General features: G+C 27.2%; 2 protein-coding genes. Both read left to right on the top strand.

Annotated elements, in window-relative coordinates; genetic code table 11:
* The coding region (locus TY07_RS17060) for a helix-turn-helix domain-containing protein (RefSeq protein WP_052330777.1) at nucleotides 1-480 on the top strand (480 nt) is incomplete at its 5' end.
* Nucleotides 481-497: 17 nt separating this feature from the next.
* Nucleotides 498-872, top strand: a 375-nt coding sequence (locus TY07_RS17055; protein WP_042403151.1) for an IS3 family transposase, incomplete at its 3' end; no start/stop codon positions are given.

Raw genomic sequence — 872 nt, 5'->3', positions numbered from 1 at the left:
CTCAAGCTTAGTGCAGTTAAAGATTATATTAATGGAAAAGGTTCATTAGCAGATATATCTTTAAAATATAATCTTTCCTGTACAGGTATTCTCACACAATGGATAAATAAGTATAATAAATGTCATAAAACATGTAAATCTCATAATAACAAAGGAGATCATATTATGACTAACGGAAGAAAAACTACATATGAAGAAAGAATAGAAATAGTTGCATTTTGTATTGCTAACGCTAACGACTATAATTTAACTGCAAATAAATATAAGGTTTCTTATCAGCAAATTTATACTTGGATTAATAAATATAATCGAAGTGGATATGAAGCGCTAGTCGACAGACGCGGTAAACGTAAAAAAATTGAAGACTTAAGCGAATCTGAGAAAATTGCTGCACAATTAAAGCTTTTAGAAGCTGAAAATAGACGTTTAAAAATGGAGAATGATTTCTTAAAAAAGTTAGACGAAATCGAAAGGAGGTAGATAAATATATAGCAATTATGGAGCTTAACCAGTCTGGATATTCGATATCTGAATTATGCAAATGTGCAAGGATTAGTAGATCTTCATATTATAAATGGTTAAATAGAAAAGAAACTCAAAGAGATAAAGAAAATAAAGAAATTTCGAATGAAATTATTAAGATATATTCTGAGGTAAAAGGTATTTATGGATATAGAAGAATAACTTTAAATTTAAATAAAACTCTAGGTTCTAATTACAATCATAAACGTATTTATAGATTAATGAAATCTATGAATATGTCTGCTGTAATTCGTAAGAAGAGAAAGAGATATGTTCATAGTACCCCTCAAATAACTGCTGAAAATTTATTAAACAGAAACTTTATAACTGAAAATATTAATGAAAAATGG

This window comes from Clostridium saudiense (assembly GCF_000577815.1).
GTDB classification, from domain to species: domain Bacteria; phylum Bacillota; class Clostridia; order Clostridiales; family Clostridiaceae; genus Clostridium; species Clostridium saudiense.
Note: the sequence above shows the minus strand (reverse complement) of the source record. Positions and strands in the feature narration are given on the sequence as shown.